We start from the raw sequence: 20,604 nt of genomic DNA, 5'->3' as shown, positions 1-20,604 counted from the left end.
TATCGTCCATTGGCTGACATCTATGAAAAAATACGCGAACTAAACAAGCGCCGCCAAGAAACGGAGCTAGGCGGCGGTGAAGAACATTTGTCCCGCCAGCAGGCAAAAGGGAAGCTTACTGCCCGTGAGAGAATCAAGTTACTAGTAGATGCTGGCACATTAGTAGAGTTGAATCCATTTATGGAGCATCGGAGCCAGGAGTTTGGCTTAGATCAGCAGAAGATATCAGGTGATGGAGTAGTGACCGGATATGGAAAGGTAAATGGTCGCCCAATTTTTTTCTTTTCTCAGGATTTTACTTGTTTTGGCGGTGCTCTTGGAGAAATGCATGCCAAGAAAATCGCTCATGTAATGGATTTAGCTGCTGAAAACGGGGCACCGATTATTGGATTAAATGATTCAGGAGGAGCACGAATTCAAGAAGGAGTAATGGCGCTTGATGGCTACGGTCAGATTTTTAGAAGGAACGTCCTGTATTCTGGAGTCGTTCCGCAAATTTCTGTCATATTGGGGCCTTGTGCAGGAGGAGCCGTTTATTCGCCGGCTCTAACAGATTTTGTATTTATGGCAGAAAAGATCAGCCAAATGTTTATTACAGGTCCAAAGGTGATTGAAACCGTTACAGGGGAAAAAATTTCAGCAGACGACTTAGGCGGTGCGTATGTTCATAATTATATTAGCGGCAATGCGCATTTTTGTGGAGAAACAGAAGCAGAAGTCATTGGACAGGTGCGTTCTCTTTTAAGCTATTTGCCGCAAAATCATACGGAAAAGCCAGTAAAATTACCTTATCACGAATCTGATGAATACCGTAAGCAGCTGACAGAGATCATTCCTTCTGATTGTACAAGAACGTATGATGTCAAAACGGTGATTCAAGAAATAGTGGATGTTCAATCTTTTTTCGAAGTACAATGCGGTTTCGCCAAGAACTTAGTCATTGGCTTTGCACGGATTAAAGGGGAAACAGTGGGACTGGTTTGTAATCAGCCGAAAGTAATGGCTGGCGGCCTTGACATTGATTCCTCTGATAAAGCAGCAAGATTTATCCGTTTTTGTGATTCGTTTAATATTCCGATTATCACCCTTGAAGATGTAACAGGATTTTTTCCAGGAGTTAAACAGGAACACGCAGGCATTATTCGCCATGGCGCAAAAATTCTTTATGCTTATGCAGAGGCCACTGTTCCTAAAATAACGGTGATCCTGAGAAAAGCATATGGCGGAGCCTATGTAGCTTTAAATAGCAAGTCCATTGGTGCAGATTTGGTTTTTGCATGGCCAAATGCAGAGGTAGCTGTTATGGGTCCTCAAGGAGCGGCAAATATCATTTTCTCCAAAGAAATTAATGAAAGTAAATATCCATCAGAAACAAGAGAACAAAAAATTCAAGAATATCGGGAAACGTTTGCTAATCCATATATTGCAGCAAAAAGAGGAATGATTGATGACGTGATTGACCCTCGGGAAACGCGGATCAAGCTAATTCAGTCTTTGGAAATGCTTCAGCATAAGAAAATACAGAGACAAAATAAAAAGCATGGGAATATCCCATTATAAACTTTATTTCAAAAATTGTATGGGAACTGGAATTTTGTATAGCAGTTAAAAAGGGTTTTGCCTGTAAATCTATTTGCTGACATGTTTTGATAAGAGTATACTTAATAGATAAGAAGCTTGAATCTCTTTTTTTAGATTCATCTTTACATAATCATAAGCTTACTTGGAGGTTGGAGAATGATTAACGAGGAAAGATTGTTAAATGAATTTTTGGAGCTTGTTCAAATTGATTCAGAAACAAGATTTGAAACGCAAATAGCAAAGGAATTAAAGAAGAAGTTTCGTGACCTTGGGGTAGAAGTGTACGAAGATGATACAACGGATCAAACTGGTCATGGAGCAGGAAACTTAATTTGTACGCTTCAAGGAACAAAAGAAGGAGTAGACCCCATTTACTTCACTTCTCATATGGATACTGTTGTTCCTGGCAATGGGATCAAGCCTGCCATTAAGGACGGTTATGTGGTAACAGATGGTACCACAATCCTTGGAGCGGATGATAAGGCAGGACTTGCTGTTATGCTTGAGATTGTAAAAGTGCTGAAAGAGCAAAACATTGAGCATGGTACGATCCAATTCATTATAACTGTTGGGGAAGAATCTGGTTTAGTTGGTGCAAAAGTACTGGACCCAGCTTTATTAAAAGCGAAGTTTGGCTATGCGCTTGATAGCGATGGAAAAGTCGGCAATATCGTTGTTGCTGCTCCTACACAAGCAAAGGTAAAAGCTAGAATTATTGGGAAAACAGCACATGCTGGTGTTGCTCCTGAGAAAGGCATTTCTGCGATTACCATTGCGTCTAAAGCGATTGCAAGAATGCCGCTTGGCAGAATTGATGAAGAAACAACTGCAAACATTGGCCGCTTTGAAGGCGGACAGCAGACAAACATCGTATGTGACCGTGTCGATATTTTAGCGGAAGCTCGTTCCTTAATTGGTGAAAAGATGGAGCAGCAGGTTGCTAAGATGAAGGAAGCTTTTGAAAGTGCTGCTGAGGAAATGGGCGGAAAAGCCGAAGTGGAAATCGAGGTTATGTATCCTGGCTTTAAATTTGCTGCAGGAGATCATGTAGTTGAAGTGGCACGCAAAGCTGCAGAGAAGATCGGCAGAAGCTGTGACCTGCTTCATAGCGGCGGCGGAAGTGATGCCAATGTCATTGCAGGCTTTGGTGTTCCAACAGTGAATCTGGCAGTAGGCTATGAAGAAATTCATACAACAAATGAACGCATGCCAATTGAAGAATTAAACAAATTAGCAGAGATGGTCATTGCGATTATTGAAGAAGTATCCGCTTAAAAGATAAAGAGAATAAATGATTCATCCGATAAAAACCCGAACAATCAGCAGATATTGGACTATCTGTCTGATTGTTCGGGTTTTTTGATTTTTGGAGATGGTACTCGTCTTTTGCAGAGAAGTACAGGAAAGCTTCTTAGGCTGTGCAGTGTAAGAGAATTGAGATTATCTCATGAGAATGAGTTTTCTGATGGAAGTACTTTTTTAGGTCTTTTGACTCAAGAGTAACGACCCTATTTGTACTGTTTAGGTGTGAAATATGGTATATTGGAAGTAACATCATTCAAGCAGGGGGATACGAAATGGCTGAGAGCAAAAAAGTTGTTGTATTTCGAATTCAAGGGGAAGAGTATGCTATTCCTATTGAATTTGTCATATCTATTGAGAAAATAGCAGGGATTACGCCAATTCCCCATTTGCCTCATTATGTGAATGGAATTGCGAAGGTAAGAGACGAGCTAATCCCGGTCATTGACTTAAAGCAAGTTCTCTATCATCAAGGCACAAATCTTGAAGAAGCTTCTAGGAAAATAGTTCTGCAGACAGAGGAATTGTCAGTTGGGATCATTGTCGACGAGGCGAAAGAAATTATTGATATTCCAAATGAAGCTGTGAAACCATTAGGGCTTGCAGCCTACCAAAAAACATCCTATTTTTCAGGAGTGGCGAACCTAAACAGCAAGCTGATTACCTTGATTGATCCTTCTGTGCTCGTTGAATCATTGGAAGGAATTAAGGATATTAAGGAATATATGAAAAATCAAACACAAATGCAGTAAGGTAAAGAGGAGATCATTTGAAATCTCCTCTTTTTCTATTATTAAACGCGTCAGTTTGTATGTAATGAGGTCTGCTATTTGATAAAATAATGATAAACAAGGAAACGGGAAGTGTGATAGATGTATCCAAAAAACGGAAGGGTCATTTTGCATGTCGATATGAATAGTTTCTATGCCTCTGTTGAAATGGCTTTTGACCCTTCATTAAAGGGAAAGCCATTGGCGATTGCGGGCAATCCAGAGGAAAGGCGGGGCATTATAGTAACATGCAGCTATGAAGCTCGTAAATATGGCGTAAAAACGACGATGCCACTTTGGGAGGCTAAAAAACTTTGTCCGCAGCTTATCATTATGAGACCCAATTTTGAGCGTTATCGGGCGGCATCTATTGGCATGTTTGAAATTCTTGGACAATATTCTGATCTTGTAGAACCCGTATCCATTGATGAAGGCTATGTGGATATAACCGACAGTCAGGAATATGGAAGTCCTGTGCAGATTGCCGAAACCATTCAAAAGAGAATATTTGAACAGCTGGACTTGCCGTGCAGCATTGGAATCGCACCAAATAAGTTTTTGGCAAAGATGGCTTCGGATATGAAAAAACCGCTTGGTATTACGATTCTACGAAAACGGGATGTTCCGCGGATTTTATGGCCGCTTGAAGTAGAAGAGATGCATGGAGTCGGCAAGAAAACAGGTGAAAAGCTGCGCAGTTTTGGCATTCAGACAATCGGAGACCTCGCAAAGGCGGATTCCATACAGCTGAAGGCGAAATTAGGTATTAATGGGCCGAGGCTTAAGGAAAAGGCTAATGGGGTAGATAGACGGCGGGTAGATCCAGAAGCTGCAGCAGAATTTAAAAGTGTTGGGAACTCAACGACACTACCGAGAGATACAACCAATCAGCAGGAGCTATTTACCGTGTTTGCCGGTTTAGCTGAAAAAGTGTCAGTGCGGTTAAAAAGGAAGAAGGTATTAGCCACAAGCATCTCCATTATGATCCGATACAAGGACCGAAAAACGATTACAAGAAGCAAGCAGCTGGACCAGCCAATTGTACAAGTGGAGGATATCGCAGATCAGGCCAAAGCGTTATTCAGAAAGCATTGGAACGGCAACGCCGTCAGATTACTTGGAATAACTGGCGGAGATTTAGTAGAACAAGGTTCTGCGGTTATGCAGCTGGATTTATTTAATTTTGAAAAAGAAGCCAAGAAGGAGCCTCTCTTAAAAGCAATGGAGGAGCTTAAGCTTAAATTTGGAGCAGATATTATTGATCATGCAGGTGCAATCAATGAAATGAAAAATAAAAAAGATGATGTTGGAACAGCTACTAGTTTTAATAAAGATTTTTTGCAGATGAGAAAACATACTGAGAGATAGTGTAAATATTAAAGTATCCGGCTGAGATTAATACTCCTATGAAAAAGGGCGAGTGAATTGTACCTAATTCCCTCACTCTTTTTTTCTATTCTTAATAGCTTGATTATAAGCTTGCTTTTAAGAATGAGGAGAGATGCAATAAAATGCTGCGGTTTATATTAACTTTAATTGAAATCATTTTATCAGATGTTTTTGAAATAGTTGAAGAGGTCACGCAAATAAGAGGGCAAACAGGTCCAACAGGGGAACGGGGTCCGACGGGAGCCACAGGATTACCTGGTAGACCAGGTCCAAGAGGACTAAGGGGAGCGACCGGAGTAACCGGCCCAACGGGAGCGACGGGAATACCAGGAGTAACGGGTCCAACCGGAGCGACGGGAACACCAGGAGCAACCGGTCCAACGGGAGCGACGGGAACACCAGGAGTCACCGGTCCAACGGGAGAGACAGGAATACCAGGAGTGACGGGTCCAACCGGAGCGACGGGAATATCAGGTGCAACCGGTCCAACGGGAGCGACGGGAACACCAGGAATCACCGGTCCAACGGGAGCGACGGGAACACCAGGAGTCACCGGTTCAACAGGGGCAACGGGAACACCAGGAGTCACCGGCCCAATGGGAGCAACAGGAACACCAGGGGTCACTGGTCCAACAGGAGCAACAGGGACACCAGGAGTCACTGGACCAACAGGAGCGACGGGACTATCTGGAATGACAGGTCCAACCGGAGCGACGGGAACACCAGGAGTAAACGGTTCAACAGGGGCAACGGGAGCACCAGGAGTCACCGGCCCAACAGGAGCAACAGGACTACCAGGAGCAACCGGTCCAATAGGAGCGACGGGAACACCAGGACTAACGGGTCCAACAGGAACGACGGGAATACCAGGAGTAACGGGTCCAACGGGAGCGACGGGAATACCAGGAGTCACCGGCCCAACGGGAGCCACAGGACTACCAGGAGTGATAGGTCCAACGGGAGCGACGGGAATACCAGGAGTAACGGGTCCAACCGGAGCGACGGGAACACCAGGAGTAACGGGTCCAACAGGAGTGACGGGAATACCAGGAGCAACCGGTCCAACGGGAGCGATGGGAACACCAGGAATCACCGGTCCAACCGGAGCGACGGGAACACCAGGAGTAAACGGTTCAACAGGGGCAACGGGAGCACCAGGAGTCACCGGCCCAACAGGAGCAACAGGACTACCAGGAGCAACCGGTCCAATAGGAGCGACGGGAACACCAGGACTAACGGGTCCAACAGGAACGACGGGAATACCAGGAGTAACGGGTCCAACGGGAGCGACGGGAATACCAGGAGTCACCGGCCCAACGGGAGCCACAGGACTACCAGGAGTGATAGGTCCAACGGGAGCGACGGGAGCAGCAGGAGTAACCGGTCCAACGGGAGCGACGGGAACAGCAGGAGTAACGGGTCCAACGGGAGCGACGGGAATACCAGGAGTAACGGGTCCAACCGGAGCGACGGGAACACCAGGAGTAACGGGTCCAACAGGAGTGACGGGAATACCAGGAGCAACCGGTCCAACGGGAGCAACCGGTCCAACGGGAGCGACGGGACTACCAGGAGTGACGGGCCAAACAGGGGCAACCGGAACACCAGGAGTAACCGGTCCAACAGGAGCGACGGGAACAGCAGGAGTAACGGGTCCAACAGGAGCGACGGGAACACCAGGAGTAACGGGTCCAACAGGAGTGACGGGAATACCAGGAGCAACCGGTCCAACGGGAGCGACGGGACTACCAGGAGTGACGGGCCAAACAGGGGCAACCGGCACACCAGGAGTAACGGGTCCACCGGGAGCGACGGGACTACCAGGAGTGACGGGCCAAACAGGGGCAACCGGAACACCAGGAGTAACGGGTCCAACGGGAGCGACGGGACTACCAGGAGTGACGGGCCAAACAGGGGCAACCGGAACACCAGGAGTAACAGGTCCAACGGGAGCGACGGGAACAGCAGGAGTCACCGGTCCAACGGGAGCGACGGGAACACCTGGAGTCACCGGCCCAACGGGAGCAACCGGTACACCGGGAGTCACCGGCCCAACGGGAGCCACAGGACTACCAGGAGTGACGGGTCCAACGGGAGCGACGGGAACAGCAGGAGTCACCGGTCCAACGGGAGCAACCGGCACACCAGGAGTCACCGGCCCAACGGGAGCAACCGGCACACCGGGAGTAACCGGCCCAACGGGAGCCACAGGACTACCAGGAGTGACGGGTCCAACAGGAGCGACGGGAACAGCAGGAGTCACCGGTCCAACGGGAGCAACCGGCACACCGGGAGTAACCGGCCCAACGGGAGCCACAGGACTACCAGGAGTGACAGGTCCAACGGGAGCGACGGGACTACTAGGAGTGACTGGCCCAACAGGAGCGACGGGACTACCAGGAGTGACTGGCCCAACAGGAGCGACGGGAACGCCAGGAGTTACCGGTCCTACGGGAGTAACGGGTCCAACAGGAGCGACCGGAACGTCAGGAGTAACGGGACCAACGGGGGCAACGGGCCTACCAGGAGTAACGGGTCCAACAGGGGCAACGGGAACACCAGGAGTAACCGGTTCAACAGGGGCAACGGGAACAACGGGAACACCAGGAGTCACCGGCCCAACGGGAGCAACCGGAACAGCAGGAGTAACCGGTCCAACGGGAGCGACGGGACTACCAGGAGTAACGGGTCCAACAGGAACGACGGGAACAGCAGGAGTGACAGGTCCAACGGGAGCGACGGGAACAGCAGGAGTCACCGGTCCAACGGGAGCAACCGGCACACCAGGAGTCACCGGCCCAACGGGAGCAACAGGACTACCAGGAGTGTCAGGTCCAACGGGAGCGACGGGACTACCAGGAGTGACTGGCCCAACAGGAGCGACGGGAACGCCAGGAGTTACCGGTCCTACGGGAGTAACGGGTCCAACAGGAGCGACCGGGACGTCAGGAGTAACGGGACCAACGGGGGCAACGGGCCTACCAGGAGTAACGGGTCCAACAGGGGCAACGGGAACACCAGGAGTAACCGGTTCAACAGGGGCAACGGGAACAACGGGAACAACGGGAACAACGGGAACAACGGGAACACCAGGAGTCACCGGCCCAACAGGAGCAACCGGTCCAACAGGAGCGACGGGATTACAAGGAGTAACGGGTCCAACGGGAGCGACGGGAACGCCAGGAGCAACCGGTCCAACGGGAGTAACGGGAACACCAGGAGTAACCGGTCCAACGGGAGCGACGGGAACGCCAGGAATAACGGGTCCAACCGGAGCAACAGGACTACCAGGAGTGACGGGTCCAACAGGAGCGACGGGAACAGCAGGAGTAACCGGTCCAACGGGAGCAACCGGAACACCAGGAGTCACCGGCCCAACGGGAGCCACAGGACTACCAGGAGTGACGGGTCCAACAGGAGCGACGGGAACAGCAGGAGTAACCGGTCCAACGGGAGCGACGGGAACACCAGGAGTAACAGGTCCAACCGGTGCAACCGGAACACCAGGAGCAACGGGCCTAACAGGTCCAACCGGATCCCCTGGTGCTGGTTCCGTTTTAAATTTCACTCAAACAGCAACTTCAGCCCCAATTGCTCTTACACAAGGTACTGAAACAACTATACTGACTATTCCTATCACTGTTACAGCACCTTCAGAGAGGCTGAAAATTGATGTATCAACTCAAATTAATACAGTTACTACAGCAGGAAACCCTTCACTTAGATTTTTTATTCGAGTTTATAGAAATAACACTCTAATAGAGAATCTCGAAGTTTCAAGAACGTTTCAAGGGGGCACTTCAACCCAAATATTCCTGCCAGCTGCAACATATGTTGATCAGCCTGGTTCAGCAGGAACATATACGTATCAACTTAGAATTGCTCCACAAACCTTTGCAAATATAACATCTTTAACAGCGGAAACTCGAGCAATGAACATTATATCTTTTTTATAGGGCTAAAACGGTAAAACCTTTAAACTTGTTTTAGTTTAAAGGTTTTTTTATCCGATTTTGGTTTTAAACGGTTTCATAGATGTTTGCTAATATATAAAGAAATAATCCATTTAAAGGAGTTTTTCTTTATAAATTAGCAAACGTTAAGAAACGAGTATATAACTTTTTAAGATTGATTAAAGTAAAGTATTATATGTGTCCGCTTTCATATGCCGATTATTTAGAATGAATCCTGTTTCGCTCTTTTTTATTTGCACATTACATGTCTTATTGCTAAAGTAAAGTGGGATTAATATATTATTGATAATGTAAGAAGGGAAGATATAAAATATGGCAAAATCACAATTTGGTGTCATAGGTTTAGCTGTAATGGGAAAAAATCTCGCAATGAATATTGAAAGCAGAGGCTATACGGTTTCTGTTTATAACCGTTCATCAGAAAAAACAGATGAAATGCTGCGTGAAGTTGAAGGCAGACAGTTCACTGGTACATATTCAATGGAAGAATTTGTAGGTTCTCTTGAGAAGCCTCGTAAAATCATGCTAATGGTCAAAGCGGGCGGACCAACAGATGCAACAATTGAACAACTAAAACCTCTTTTAGATAAAGGAGATATCTTAATCGATGGCGGAAACACGTTTTTCGCAGATACACAGCGCCGTAATCAAGAGCTGAGCGAGCTTGGCATTCATTTTATCGGCACAGGTGTATCCGGCGGTGAAGAAGGAGCTTTAAAAGGTCCATCCATCATGCCTGGCGGTCAAAAGGAAGCATATGAACTTGTGGCTCCTATCTTCAAGGATATTTCTGCTAAAGTAAACGGAGAGCCTTGTACAACATACATCGGTCCAGATGGTGCAGGACACTATGTGAAAATGGTCCATAATGGGATCGAATATGGCGATATGCAGCTGATTTCTGAAGCTTATTTCCTTTTGAAAAATGTTCTTGGTCTAGATGCGGATGAATTGCATGAAGTATTTGCTGACTGGAATAAAGGCGAACTTGACAGCTATTTAATCGAAATTACAGCCGACATTTTTACGAAAAAAGATGAAGAAACAGGCAAGCCGCTTGTAGATGTTATTTTAGATACAGCTGGTCAAAAGGGAACAGGGAAATGGACAAGCCAAAGTGCTCTAGACCTTGGTGTACCGCTTCCGATCATTACAGAGTCTGTATTTGCCCGTTTCATTTCTGCTATGAAAGATGAACGTGTACATGCAAGCAAAATCCTCTCTGGTCCTCGGCAACAGGAATTTAAAGGTGATAAAAAAGCGTTCATCGAAGCAGTCAGAAAAGCACTTTACATGAGCAAAATCTGCTCATATGCACAAGGGTTTGCCCAGATGCGTGCAGCTTCTGAAGAATACAACTGGGATCTCCAGTATGGTGATATCGCGATGATCTTCCGCGGAGGCTGTATCATCCGTGCTCAATTCCTGCAAAAGATTAAGGATGCTTATGACCGTGATGCTGGCTTGAAAAATCTTCTTCTTGATCCTTACTTCAAGGAAATTGTAGAAGGCTATCAATCAGCAACTCGTGAGATCATTGGTGTTGCCATCCAAAATGGTATTCCAGTGCCAAGTTTCTCGGCTGCTCTAGCTTATTATGACAGCTACCGCACAGAAACATTGCCTGCAAACCTGCTTCAAGCACAGCGTGACTACTTTGGTGCACACACATATCAGCGTGTTGATAAAGAAGGAGTATTCCATACAAATTGGATGGAATAATCATTCAGACTCCCGATAATGAACATTTTATGTTCATTATCGGGGTTTTTTTATTCCTTTGAATGAATACACTATTTGCTGGATATTAAAAAGATACGCAAACCAATCTGCGTATCTCCTTTAGGTGTCTATATTATGATAACTTCGCTAAAATCTCGCGAATAAAAGCTGGTTCATCTTTGGGTGTGCGTGATGTTACGAAATTTTCGCTAACGACTACTTCTTCATCTCTGTAATCTGCTCCGGCAAGTTTTACATCATCGCGAATTCCGGTGTAGCATGTTGCAGCTTTTCCTTTTAGAACATCCGCGCTTATCATTACTTGTGGTCCATGGCAAATACCCGAAATTAACTTGCCTTGTTCATTCAATTCTTTCACAAAACGAACGACATTCTCATCGACCCGCAATGCTTCTGGTGCTGATCCGCCTGGGATGACAACACCGTCAAAGTCACTTGGGTCAGCTTCTGAAGAAGATAATTCAGCAGTATAGGAGACTGTCCCTTTTTTTCCTTCACAAACAGCGCCTTTTTCCAGGCCGATAATCATTGTTTCGTGACCTGCTTCTTTGATTGCTTCATAAGGGTTTTTCATTTCGGAATCTTCAAAACCGCCTGCTAAAAGAAATGCTACCTTTGCCATATGGATAATCCCTCCAAAAATAAATTTTTACAATGTAACTATAATAAACATATCTGTTTTATTTCAAATGGTTTGCTCCTGATAAAAATATTTGATAAAAAACAGCACGCTTCAGTAAATAAGCGTGCTGTTTCAATGGTGGAGATTAAAAATTTAACAATTTTCCACATCTAAATCTGTCACTGGCCACCAGAAGAACCCATCTTTTTCGAGAAGGAGATCCGCTCCGCGCGGGCCCATTGTGCCTGATTCATAATTCGGGAAGTTTTCTGCTTTTGTGTTTTCCCAAACCTCAGAAATGTTATCAACGAAGCTCCAGGAAAGGGCAACCTCGTTCCAATGTGTGAAGTTTGTGGCATCACCGCGCATACAGTCATAAAGAAGACGCTCATATGCCTCAGGTGTGTTCATGCCAGCAGTGCCTTTGTTCGCGAAGTTAAGCTTAACAGGTGTTGCTTCCATGTTTTGTCCTGATTTTTGTGCATTTAAATATAAAGTAATGCCTTCTTCAGGCTGAATATGAATGACAAGCAAATTTGGATTTAATGTTTGTTCTGTCCCGTAGTACAAATTCATTGGTATATCTTTAAACTGGATAACAATCTTTGTTGACTTGGCAGCCATTCTTTTTCCTGTTCGGATATAGAATGGGACGCCAGCCCAGCGGAAATTATCAATTAAGAGCTTGCCTGCTACAAATGTTTCTGTGTTAGACTCTGGGTTTACCATTGTCTCTTCACGGTAAGCAGGGACAGCATTTCCATCTATTTCTCCAGCTCCATATTGTCCGCGCACAAATGCATCCTTAACTTCGTCGCCCTTAATGGTGCGCATGGCTCTAAGCACCTTTACTTTTTCAGAACGGATTTCATCTGTATTGAGGCGAATTGGCGGCTCCATTGCCAGCAAGGCAACCATTTGCAGCATATGGTTTTGCACCATATCGCGGAGCGCTCCGCTTGTTTCATAATATCTGCCGCGTTCCTCTACTCCAAGCACTTCGCTTGATGTTACCTGGATATTGGAAATATAACGGTTATTCCAGAGCGGTTCAAAGATGGCGTTAGCAAATCGGATCACTTCAATATTTTGTACCATTTCTTTTCCTAAGTAATGGTCGATCCGATAAATCTCATCCTCAGAGAATGCCTTTCGAATACGCTCATTAAGCTCTTTGGCTGATTCTAAATCATGTCCAAACGGCTTCTCGATCACCAGTCTTTTAAAACCAGAAACGTCTGTTAGCCCATCTGTTTTTAAATGCTCAGCAATTGTCCCGAAAAATTCAGGGGCCATTGCCAAGTAAAAGATCCGATTTCCTTCTAAGGAATAGTGGCGATCTAAATCAGATGCGATTCCTTTTAATGTCTGGTAGGAACTTGAATCTGTCACATCATGTGAATGGTAATAAAAATGAGAGACAAAGTCATCGAGATCTTTGTGATCTTCTATTGCATTCTCTACTGATGTTTTGACGCTAGCTTGAAACTCCTCGTTCGTAAGCGGCCGGCGGGCAACACCAACGACTGCAAATTGCTCGGAGAGATTCCCTTTTTTATATAGCCTGTATAGTGAAGGAAACAGCTTTCGTTTCGCCAAGTCACCTGTTGCCCCGAAAATCATAATTAACCCGGCTGGTTTTTCCGTATGTTTCATTTAGGCCGTACCTCTTTTCATTAAAATTGGCTGTGGTATATGTATGACAATTTAGTAGCCTAAAATAATGTACCCACTCAAGTATAAAATTTTAGCCTTTTCTTGCAAAAACAGCAACCATTATGATCTTAGTTTTTGCATAATCTGATGAACTATCCGTGACACTGTCGTGAAATGGCTTTGCAATTATAGTATGATGAATATAAAGAAAGGTACAAGGGAGGAGTTTATTTGGACATTTTTTTCTTGGGTACTGGAGCAGGAGTCCCTGCAAAGCCCCGAAATGTGACGGCCATTGCCTTAAAGCTTCTCGAGGAAAGGGGAGCCATCTGGCTTTTTGACTGTGGAGAAGCGACACAGCATCAGATCTTGCATACAAGCATTAAGCCGCGGAGAATTGAAAAGATTTTCATCACGCATCTGCATGGTGATCATATATACGGCCTTCCTGGCCTGCTTTCGAGCAGATCTTTTCAAGGCGGAGAAACGGAAGTCGTTGTCTACGGTCCTAAGGGATTGAAGGAATACATACAAATATCACTTTCGATCAGTCAAACATATCTGAAATATCCGCTTTCCATTGTTGAAATCGAGCAGGGAACCGTGTTCGAAGATGAGGAGTTTAAGGTGGAAGCAGAGCTATTGGAACATGGAATACCCTCCTACGGTTACCGGGTAACAGAGAAGGATCGACCGGGCACATTGCTGGCGGATAAGCTGTTAGAGGACGGGATAAAGCCAGGACCGATTTATAAAAAAATTAAAGCAAAAGAGAGCGTTGAGCTGGAGGATGGCCGCCTTATTAATCCACATGACTATATTGGTCCTGATCAAAAAGGAAGAGTCATCGCCATCTTGGGTGATACAAGAAAATGCGATGCAGCAGTTCGGCTGGCGGAAAACGCAGATTTATTAATTCATGAAGCCACGTTTTCCGCTGGAGAAGAGCAGCTGGCATATGACTATTTCCATTCAACCACCACCCAGGCAGCCGAAATTGCCGGGCGTGCTAACGTCTCAATGTTATGTTTAACACATATTAGTTCCCGTTATGAACGGAGCGAATGGAGAACACTCGAAAAAGAAGCTCAGGAACTCTTCCCGAACACGGTCATTTCTGAAGATTTTAAGGAAATTCATATCGAGGCGAAAAAGGAGCAAATCCAATGAAAACCATTTATGTGATTAGACATGCTAAGGCGGAAGGTCAGCACTTTGATGCAAAGCTTACAGAAAGCGGAAAAGAACAGGCTCAATTATTAAAAAGTTTTTTCAAGGATAAACAGATTGAGGTCATTTACAGCAGTCCTTTTATACGTGCAATCGAAACGATTAAGCCGCTGGCACAAGATCGCGGATTGCAGATCGTAGAGGATGCGAGGCTGGGAGAGCGGGTCCTTAGTTCAGAAATGTTTCCGGATTGGCAGGACAAATTACAGAAAAGTTTTAATGATTTTGAGCTTGTGTATGAAGGGGGAGAATCACAAGCCTCTGGCATGAAAAGGGCTCAAGAGATGATTCAGCATATTTTACAACTGGATGAAAACAATATGGTGCTTGTCAGCCATGGCAATCTAACCACCCTGTTGCTTCGGTATTTTGACCAAAAAATTGGTTTTAAAGATCTAATGGAGATGAGCAATCCAGATGTCTTTGAAATTACTGTAGAGAATGAGAAAACGGCACTGCGCAGACTGTGGGAGGAACAGCAATAGTCAGTAAGGTATGCCGCCTAAATATGACAGTTACGGGAGTGATCTTGATTTATGGCAGAAATGAATACAATTATGGCTTGGACCTTTCATGAAGAAGTACCTGTGCCCGAAGATGTCCAGCATCTATTAGTTGAGGGTGAATATGCAGAGACGGCGTATAAAACCATCCGTGATGTTGCCGTTATCACAAACAAACGGCTGATTATTGCAGATCGCCAAGGAATCACAGGCAAGAAAACAGAGATTTATACCATTCCTTTTAAATCAATTGTGATGTACTCCACCGAAAACGCTGGCAGGCTCGACTTTAATGCAGAGCTTGAGCTGTGGACCAGAGCGGGCCATTTTAAATTGAATTTAAACAAAAAAGTAGATATTCGAAAGCTAGATAAGCTGATTGCCAAATATATTTTATAAAAAATGATTCTGAAATAACCTTTTATTGTATCTGTATTTATAAATGGGCATCAAGCTCGTTTGTATTTTTATTAAAAGAATCGAATATTTTCAAAATTTTATCATTGACTCTTACTGCACTCCATACTATAATCACATTTATACTTTAAAACATCATATGATTTAAGCGATGATAAGAATCCTATTAAGTCTTATTTCCCTGTTATAGAGAGCCGGCGTTTGGTGAGAGTCCGGCACATAAATAAGATGAATTTCACTCTTTGAGCTTTCCTTGTCGATTACACGCGTGTTTTTTCAGACAAGGCGGTTTTAACCGTTATATTTTCGAGTGGAAAGTCACATGCTTTCAAAAAGGGTGGTACCGCGTGCAATTTGCACGTCCCTTTCAGGATGCATTGTGGCTTTTTTGTGTTTTCAAAAGTATAAATACAACTAGGCCATTGGCATTGCCCTTTTAGGCTAGCCAGAGGCAGGTTTAAAAAAGATAGAGGAATAATCAAGGAGGAATACACATGCAGCAAAATGAGCAATGGTCATCAAGAATTGGATTTATTTTAGCTTCTGCAGGCTCAGCCATCGGGCTTGGAGCAATATGGAAGCTTCCGTATGTAACAGGAATGAGCGGTGGAGGCGCATTTATTCTTTTATTTGTATTATTTTCTGTTTTAATCGGTTTGCCGCTGCTGCTTGCAGAGTTTATCGTTGGACGAAGCACTGGCAAGGAAGCAATTTCAGCATATAAGCAAATTGCACCAAATACGAAATGGCATTGGATTGGCTATTTAGGAGTGTTTGCCTGTTTTCTTCTTTTGTCCTTTTATAGTGTAATTGGCGGCTGGATTATTCAATATTTGTATTATGCAGTGACCGGAGCGGGAAGCAGCTATGAAAATGGGTATGAGGAATTATTTAATCAAGCTGTTTCGAATCCATACACAGCGATCGGAGCTCAAGCTCTTTTTCTAATCTTAACCGTTCTTGTTATTTCAAGAGGAGTGCAAAATGGAATTGAAAAAATGAATAAAGTGTTTATGCCTGCTTTATTTCTTTTATTTGTCATTTTGATTGTACGCTCTTTAACATTAGAGAATGCAATGGAAGGTGTGTCTTTCTTTTTAAAGCCAGACTTTTCAAGTATTACGTCTGAAAGTGTTCTCTATGCAATGGGTCAATCATTCTTCTCGTTAAGTGTTGGGGTATCGGTTATGGTAACGTATAGTTCGTACTTATCGAAAAAAGAGAGTCTTGTGCAGCCGGCTGTTTCTGTAGTAGGGATGAATTTATTTATTTCAATTCTATCTGGTTTAGCGATTTTTCCAGCAGTCTTTTCGTTAGGCTTCGAACCGGAACAAGGTCCAGGACTATTGTTTATTGTTCTTCCATCTGTCTTTAATGAACTGATGTTTGGACAAGTATTTTTACTTTTATTCCTTCTATTATTTTTGTTTGCTACGCTTACCTCTGCGTTTTCCATGCTGGAAATTGTCGTCGCGGCGATCACAAGCAAGAATCCTGGCAAGTCGAGAGGGAAAATGGCATGGTTGATGGGAGCAGCAATTTTTATTGTCGGTATTCCGTCGGCGCTATCTTATAGTGTGTTATCAGACTTTATGATTTTTGGAAAAACCATTTTTGACGGTGCGGATTTCCTTGTCAGCAATATACTCATGCCAATTGGTGCTTTCCTTATCTCTATTTTTGTATCCTTTAAAATGAAGAAGGATCTTTTGACAAGCGAAGTCGTTCAAGGATCAAAATCTTTACATGGCCTGTTTAAGGTTTGGTTTATCCTTATTCGATATGTTGTTCCACTCGTTATTATTGTTGTATTTTTGGATGTGCTAGGAGTCATTTAAAACGTTTAACCTTATTAGGGCGTACCGATTCTGTAGAATTGGTGCGCTTTTTGATTTATCTGGTTTCCTGTGATGTACTAATTGGAATTTGAAGCGAAAAAGTTTACGAAAAATTAAAACTATTTAAAGGATATTTGATTTGTTTGGAGAAACAAACTGCGATAGTCAAAATAAGGAGGCCGATTATGAGCAAATACAGTTTGTTTGGCAAGTTTACTGTAAAAGAAGGCGAGCGTGACACGATGGTGGAAATTTTGCTGGAAGCAGCAGAGTCGATGAGGGATTTGGATGATTGCGAAATCTACCTAGTGAACACCGCTGACGGCGAACCTGATTGTGTATACGTGTATGAAGTGTGGAGCAGCGAAAACGCTCATCAAGCCTCTTTAAAGCTTGAAGCAACTCAAACGTTAATAAGCAAAGCGAAACCAATCATTTCCGGAATGGAGAGGATCAGCACGTTAAAGACAATGGGCGGCAAAGGAATCTGATTGTAGCCGGCTGTTATAGCTTTTGCGGCTGAGGTGCTGTTTCGAAACTTTTAAAAACAGAACCATATAGCATTACGCCTGTTGAGGGAATAGAGGTGATCTGAATGTTAGACAAAATAATCAGCCAATTTGGTGTGCAACTATTGTCTGTTAATGAGGTTGATGATTCTTTTAGTTCGGCCGTATATAAATGTACACTGCTTAATGGAGAGACTGTTTTTATAAAAATTCCTTATACCCAATTGAAATTTCAGCGGGAACTGGAGGCCTATGAAATTCTGAAAGGTCAAGTAGCTATTCCTGAAATGCTCGATTATTGGTCTGGAGATGAGGAATGTCCTGGCGCTTTTTTATTATCACAATTAAAAGGGAATGTATTAACTGCGCAAGCTTCACCGCAAGTTGCCTTTCAGGTGGGAGTCATTCATGCCAAAATGCATTCCGTACAGCCTCCCGCTGGGAAAGTGCTGACTGGTTTGAAAAATGAATTTTCAGACTGGCCGATTTTTATTGAAAAGCAATTTAATAGTTTTGCTGAGGATGTAAGAGAAGTGCTGGATAAGGATTTATACAATAAAGCTATATCAAAGTTTCTGAAGATGAAGAAGGAACTTCCTTCACCAGATGGACCAAGCTTTATACATATGGACTTTCGCCCAGCTAATATTATAGTAGATCATGATAAGGTTTCAGGCATACTCGATTTTGAAAGTGTACGATTTGGTTCCACCGAAATCGATTTTACTAAACTATACCGTGATTTTTTAAGTTTGGATTCTGCGAAATACAAAGCATATAAAGACGGCTACAATAGTGTCAGAACCTTGATTGATTTAGAGGCAGTATTGCCTTTTTATCGTTTTACAGATGCGTTTAATAGCATCGGCTGGTGCAAACGGCGCGGGATGAAGGCGAATGCTGCTTTTTATGAAGAAAACCTGGAAATCTTAAAAAAGCTACTGTAATACCATTTTTGTGAGATAAGATAAACGCACAGCAATGTTTTACTGTGCGTTTATCTATGCAATCATCTATTTTACTGATAAATTATTTTACAGCCACCCTCGTTCATACTGCTTCGGCGATTCAATCTCTGCGCCAAGTTCTTTGGCTGCTGTACGCGGCCAATAGGGGTTGCGCAGCAATTCCCGTGCAATAAAGATCATGTCTGCTCGTTCATTTTGCAGGATTTCTTCAGCTTGGATGCCAGTCGTGATTAGACCGACTGCTCCAGTTGCAATGTTTGCACCGTTTTTAACTGTTTCAGCAAATTTCACCTGATAACCTGGATAGCTATGTATCCTTGCAGGAACCACTGCACCTGAGCTGACATCAATTAGATCTGCACCTTGCTCTTTCAGCCATGTACAGAATGTGACATAATCTTCAGGTGTCAGCCCTTCCTCATGGTAATCAGAAGCGGAAATACGGACGAAGAGAGGTCCATCCCAGACTGTATTAACTGCTTCCATAATTTCTTTCAGGAATCGGTAGCGGTTTTCAGCACTGCCGCCATATTCATCTGTTCTTTTGTTGGATAGAGGTGAAAGGAACTGGTTAATTAAATATCCATGTGCTGCATGAATTTCAATCACATCAAATCCAGCATGCTTGGCGCGCTCTGCACCCTTGCGGAACGCGTCAACAGTTTCAACAATATCTTCTTTTGACATTTCCAGCGGCTGCTTCATTTGATCATTAAAGGCAAGCGGTGATGGGGCAATAATGTCCCCTTCAATGACAGCTTTTCTGCCTGCATGTGCTAGCTGAATGCCTGAAACAGCACCATTTTCCTTCATTAATGATGTTAGCTCCCGCAATCCTTCGACCTGTTCATCATTCCAGATGCCTAAATCCTGCTGAGAAATTCTGCCTTGCGCCGTTACGGCTGTTGCTTCAATAATGATTAAGCCAACCCCGCCGACTGCTCTCGTTGTATAGTGAGTACGGTGCCAGTTTTCTACCTTTCCGTCTTCATTATGGCTTGAATACATGCACATTGGCGCCATGACAATGCGGTTTTTCATCGTGATATTTTTAATTGTAATTGGTGAAAAAAGCTTTGTGCTCATTGCTTTGCCTCCTTTTTCATTCAATAATCCCAGTATAGCAGGAGGGCGTGCAATTGGAAAAAATTCAGCTCTGCGGTTTACACTTTTACTTTGCTGCTAAAGTTTTCACCAAGCTGCTTTGACCGCTCCGCAGCTGTTTTAATACAATTAATAACCGATTGCTGCACCTCATTTGCCTCGAGCACCTGTATCCCAGCTTCAGTTGTGCCTCCTGGACTTGTAACGGCTTTGCGTAATTCTGCTGGTGTTTTGTGGGATTTTGCCAGCATTTCGGCTGCACCGATCAGCGTTTGGACAATGAGTCCTTTTGCCATTTCATCATCAAGTCCAATTTCTTTTGCGCTTTTTTCCATCGCCTCAGCCAGATAATAAACATAAGCCGGGCCGCTTCCTGATAATCCTGTAACAGCATCCAGCTGTTCTTCTGCCACGATCGCAGTGAAGCCTATGGTTTCAAAGATTTTTTTGCATTTGTGCATTTGCTGTTCTGATACCCGTTCATTGATGGCCAATGCGCTTGCTGATTTTCCGATGGCTGCAGATGTGTTTGGCATGGTTCTTACAACAGCAAGCTCCTTCCCGGCCAGCTGCTCGATGCTGCTGATGGATACACCTGCTAAAACAGAGATAATCAGCGTATCAGAGGTTAAATGGTCTTTAATCGCACGAATTGCGTCTGCCGCATCCTTTGGTTTCATGGCTAACATGATGGCGTCAGCATCTGTAAAGATCTGCTGCATGTCATACCCTGTCTTTACATGATAGTTTGAACTCAATTCCTCTAACTTTTCCTGATTGCATTTATTCGTTACATAGATTTGCGAACTCTTTAAAAGGTTACTTTCCAAAATGCCCGCGATAATGGCTTCTGCCATTGATCCAGCACCTACAACAGCAAGCTTTTTCATAATTTTTGCTCCTTTCGTTTGCTTGATAAAAATAAAAAGTCCCTTCATCCTGTAAAGGACGAAAGGACTGATCTTCCGTGGTACCACCTTCATTTGCTTTTTACCATG

The 20,604-nt window shown here is 44.2% G+C and carries 16 protein-coding genes and 2 other annotated features (1 of these 18 only partly in view); of the genes, 12 read left to right on the top strand and 4 right to left on the bottom strand.

The window, feature by feature from the left end; genetic code table 11:
* Positions 1-9 precede the first annotated feature (9 nt).
* From F7732_RS06785 to gndA, 6 genes are all read left to right on the top strand, one after another.
* On the top strand, positions 10-1,560 hold the full coding sequence (locus F7732_RS06785; protein ID WP_151573177.1) for an acyl-CoA carboxylase subunit beta: 1,551 nt from the start codon (positions 10-12) through the stop codon (positions 1,558-1,560).
* Between the two features lie 177 nt (positions 1,561-1,737).
* Positions 1,738-2,856 (top strand): M20/M25/M40 family metallo-hydrolase, encoded by a 1,119-nt coding sequence (locus F7732_RS06780; protein ID WP_151573176.1) that lies wholly within the window; start codon positions 1,738-1,740, stop codon positions 2,854-2,856.
* Between the two features lie 302 nt (positions 2,857-3,158).
* Positions 3,159-3,635: a chemotaxis protein CheW gene (locus F7732_RS06775; RefSeq protein ID WP_151573175.1), complete on the top strand. Its 477-nt coding sequence runs from the start codon at positions 3,159-3,161 to the stop codon at positions 3,633-3,635.
* A gap of 120 nt (positions 3,636-3,755) precedes the next feature.
* Positions 3,756-5,021 carry a DNA polymerase IV gene (locus F7732_RS06770; RefSeq protein ID WP_151573174.1) on the top strand — a complete coding sequence of 422 codons (1,266 nt, stop codon included), beginning with the start codon at positions 3,756-3,758 and terminating at the stop codon, positions 5,019-5,021.
* A 143-nt stretch (positions 5,022-5,164) separates the two neighbouring features.
* Complete coding sequence (locus F7732_RS06765; protein WP_151573173.1) at positions 5,165-8,998, top strand: beta strand repeat-containing protein; 3,834 nt, start codon at positions 5,165-5,167, stop codon at positions 8,996-8,998.
* 330 nt (positions 8,999-9,328) lie between these two features.
* A complete protein-coding gene (gene gndA, locus F7732_RS06760; RefSeq protein WP_151573172.1) occupies positions 9,329-10,738 on the top strand; it encodes an NADP-dependent phosphogluconate dehydrogenase in 1,410 nt (469 codons plus the stop codon).
* Positions 10,739-10,871: 133 nt separating this feature from the next.
* On the opposite strand, the gene F7732_RS06755 is transcribed toward gndA, so the two are convergent.
* Complete coding sequence (locus F7732_RS06755) at positions 10,872-11,381, bottom strand: type 1 glutamine amidotransferase domain-containing protein (RefSeq protein ID WP_151573171.1); 510 nt, start codon at positions 11,379-11,381, stop codon at positions 10,872-10,874.
* A 153-nt stretch (positions 11,382-11,534) separates the two neighbouring features.
* The gene (zwf, locus tag F7732_RS06750; RefSeq protein ID WP_151573170.1) at positions 11,535-13,037 is read right to left on the bottom strand and encodes a glucose-6-phosphate dehydrogenase; all 1,503 of its coding nucleotides are present in this window, start codon (positions 13,035-13,037) and stop codon (positions 11,535-11,537) included.
* A 231-nt stretch (positions 13,038-13,268) separates the two neighbouring features.
* Between zwf and rnz the strand changes: the two genes are divergently transcribed.
* The 6 genes from rnz (at position 13,269) to F7732_RS06720 (ending at position 18,481) form a co-directional block, all read left to right on the top strand.
* Complete coding sequence (gene rnz / locus F7732_RS06745; protein ID WP_151573169.1) at positions 13,269-14,207, top strand: ribonuclease Z; 939 nt, start codon at positions 13,269-13,271, stop codon at positions 14,205-14,207.
* The gene (locus F7732_RS06740; protein WP_151573168.1) at positions 14,204-14,752 is read left to right on the top strand and encodes a histidine phosphatase family protein; all 549 of its coding nucleotides are present in this window, start codon (positions 14,204-14,206) and stop codon (positions 14,750-14,752) included. Before rnz ends, F7732_RS06740 begins: the two co-directional genes overlap by 4 nt.
* A gap of 51 nt (positions 14,753-14,803) precedes the next feature.
* Positions 14,804-15,169: a PH domain-containing protein gene (locus F7732_RS06735; protein ID WP_151573167.1), complete on the top strand. Its 366-nt coding sequence runs from the start codon at positions 14,804-14,806 to the stop codon at positions 15,167-15,169.
* A 160-nt stretch (positions 15,170-15,329) separates the two neighbouring features.
* Positions 15,330-15,556 (top strand) — a binding site (T-box leader).
* A gap of 125 nt (positions 15,557-15,681) precedes the next feature.
* Positions 15,682-17,025 (top strand): sodium-dependent transporter, encoded by a 1,344-nt coding sequence (locus tag F7732_RS06730; RefSeq protein WP_151573166.1) that lies wholly within the window; start codon positions 15,682-15,684, stop codon positions 17,023-17,025.
* Between the two features lie 185 nt (positions 17,026-17,210).
* Positions 17,211-17,516 (top strand): putative quinol monooxygenase, encoded by a 306-nt coding sequence (locus F7732_RS06725; protein ID WP_151573165.1) that lies wholly within the window; start codon positions 17,211-17,213, stop codon positions 17,514-17,516.
* Positions 17,517-17,620: 104 nt separating this feature from the next.
* Positions 17,621-18,481 (top strand): aminoglycoside phosphotransferase family protein, encoded by an 861-nt coding sequence (locus tag F7732_RS06720; RefSeq protein ID WP_151573164.1) that lies wholly within the window; start codon positions 17,621-17,623, stop codon positions 18,479-18,481.
* 87 nt (positions 18,482-18,568) lie between these two features.
* Here the strand turns inward: F7732_RS06720 and namA are convergent, their stop codons facing one another.
* Positions 18,569-19,588 carry an NADPH dehydrogenase NamA gene (gene namA, locus F7732_RS06715; RefSeq protein ID WP_151573163.1) on the bottom strand — a complete coding sequence of 340 codons (1,020 nt, stop codon included), beginning with the start codon at positions 19,586-19,588 and terminating at the stop codon, positions 18,569-18,571.
* Positions 19,589-19,665: 77 nt separating this feature from the next.
* Entirely contained in the window at positions 19,666-20,496 is an 831-nt protein-coding gene (gene proC / locus F7732_RS06710; RefSeq protein WP_151573162.1) for a pyrroline-5-carboxylate reductase, read from the bottom strand.
* A 51-nt stretch (positions 20,497-20,547) separates the two neighbouring features.
* Positions 20,548-20,604: a binding site (T-box leader), on the bottom strand (it continues 168 nt past the right edge of the window).

The organism is Bacillus mesophilum (genome assembly GCF_008923265.1).
GTDB lineage: Bacteria > Bacillota > Bacilli > Bacillales > Cytobacillaceae > Cytobacillus > Cytobacillus mesophilum.
The sequence above is the reverse complement of the archived record's forward strand: the minus strand, read 5'-3'. Positions and strand labels throughout refer to the sequence as shown.

What these genes read in the sequence shown, in the direction of transcription:
- F7732_RS06720 (WP_151573164.1), top strand. Translation starts at nt 17,621, where the DNA reads ATGTTAGACAAAATAATCAGCCAATTTGGTGTGCAACTATTGTCTGTT.
- F7732_RS06770 (WP_151573174.1), top strand. Translation starts at nt 3,756, where the DNA reads ATGTATCCAAAAAACGGAAGGGTCATTTTGCATGTCGATATGAATAGT.
- zwf (WP_151573170.1), bottom strand. Translation starts at nt 13,037, where the DNA reads ATGAAACATACGGAAAAACCAGCCGGGTTAATTATGATTTTCGGGGCA.
- F7732_RS06775 (WP_151573175.1), top strand. Translation starts at nt 3,159, where the DNA reads ATGGCTGAGAGCAAAAAAGTTGTTGTATTTCGAATTCAAGGGGAAGAG.
- F7732_RS06730 (WP_151573166.1), top strand. Translation starts at nt 15,682, where the DNA reads ATGCAGCAAAATGAGCAATGGTCATCAAGAATTGGATTTATTTTAGCT.
- gndA (WP_151573172.1), top strand. Translation starts at nt 9,329, where the DNA reads ATGGCAAAATCACAATTTGGTGTCATAGGTTTAGCTGTAATGGGAAAA.
- namA (WP_151573163.1), bottom strand. Translation starts at nt 19,588, where the DNA reads ATGAGCACAAAGCTTTTTTCACCAATTACAATTAAAAATATCACGATG.
- F7732_RS06725 (WP_151573165.1), top strand. Translation starts at nt 17,211, where the DNA reads ATGAGCAAATACAGTTTGTTTGGCAAGTTTACTGTAAAAGAAGGCGAG.
- F7732_RS06765 (WP_151573173.1), top strand. Translation starts at nt 5,165, where the DNA reads ATGCTGCGGTTTATATTAACTTTAATTGAAATCATTTTATCAGATGTT.
- proC (WP_151573162.1), bottom strand. Translation starts at nt 20,496, where the DNA reads ATGAAAAAGCTTGCTGTTGTAGGTGCTGGATCAATGGCAGAAGCCATT.
- F7732_RS06755 (WP_151573171.1), bottom strand. Translation starts at nt 11,381, where the DNA reads ATGGCAAAGGTAGCATTTCTTTTAGCAGGCGGTTTTGAAGATTCCGAA.
- F7732_RS06735 (WP_151573167.1), top strand. Translation starts at nt 14,804, where the DNA reads ATGGCAGAAATGAATACAATTATGGCTTGGACCTTTCATGAAGAAGTA.
- F7732_RS06740 (WP_151573168.1), top strand. Translation starts at nt 14,204, where the DNA reads ATGAAAACCATTTATGTGATTAGACATGCTAAGGCGGAAGGTCAGCAC.
- F7732_RS06780 (WP_151573176.1), top strand. Translation starts at nt 1,738, where the DNA reads ATGATTAACGAGGAAAGATTGTTAAATGAATTTTTGGAGCTTGTTCAA.